General features: G+C 69.9%; 1 protein-coding gene. It reads left to right on the top strand.

The genetic code is table 11. From position 1 onward, the window contains the following. The first annotated feature begins 571 nt into the window (after window positions 1–571). A complete protein-coding gene (locus ACWF94_RS40955) occupies window positions 572–991 on the top strand; it encodes a CBS domain-containing protein (protein WP_453500451.1) in 420 nt (139 codons plus the stop codon). Window positions 992–1,041: the final 50 nt, after the last annotated feature.

The following is a 1,041-nucleotide window of genomic DNA, read 5'->3' as shown; positions in this document are numbered from 1 at the left end:
GGGCTGATGTGCGCACCCATACCCCCAAGCCCCGGGGCCAGGCGTCCGTCCTCAAACTCCCCCAGACTCCGTCCGGGGGACCCCCAACAGGCTTGATATGCGCACCCGGGCAGGCAAAAACAGCCCCGCCGGCGATTGAGGCGCTGGGGGTACCTCCACGCCGCAGGGCGTAGGGGGCGGTCCGGGGCAGAGCCTCGGCCGACGGCGCGGGCCCTCCGGCGAACCGGTCCGCCCTCAAACGCCGGACGGGCTGCATTTCCTGACCCGGTCCGAATGCGGTCAGCGGGCAGGGGGCCGAGCGTCCGCCCTCAAACGCCGGACAGGCTACATTTCCTGACCCGGTCCGAATGCGGTCAGCGGGCAGGGGGCCGAGCGTCCGCCCTCAAACGCCGGACAGGCTGAGCATGCGCACCCATGCCCGGGGCGCCCGGGGGGTCACCCGTTTGGCCTACAGCGGTCGCGTACTCCCAACGGCCCAATGACGATGAGTTCGCGTGGACCGTCAGCGGCTTCACCGTAAGTAACACCACCAAGTGGCACCGCCAAGCCGCTTCGAGGAGGCACGATCATCATGACCACCGCAAGGGACATCATGCACAGCGGGGCACAGTGGATACCCGCGCACGAGACGCTCGACAGGGCGGCGCAGTTGATGCGCGATCTGAATGTGGGCGCGCTGCCCATCGCCGACTCCGAGGAACGGCTCTGCGGCATACTCACCGACCGCGACATCGTGGTGGGCTGTGTGGCCATGGGGCGCGACCCGGCGAAGGTCACCGCGGGTGACATGGCCAAGGGGACCCCGCGCTGGATCGACGCGGGCTCGGACGTCGAAGCGGTGCTTGAGGAGATGCAGGGGCACCAGATCCGGCGGTTGCCCGTGATCGACAACAAGCGGCTGGTCGGGATGATCAGCGAGGCGGATCTCGCCCAGCACCTGTCCGACGAGCAGCTCGCGGGCTGGATGGAACAGGTCTACGCGACCCGCTGACCGGCCGGGCCGCCAGGGGGGCCCGGGCGGCCCGCCCCGCTGTCGAGGAC

Source organism: Streptomyces sp. NPDC055078, assembly GCF_053607985.1.
This window is presented reverse-complemented; position numbering and strand designations above follow the sequence as displayed.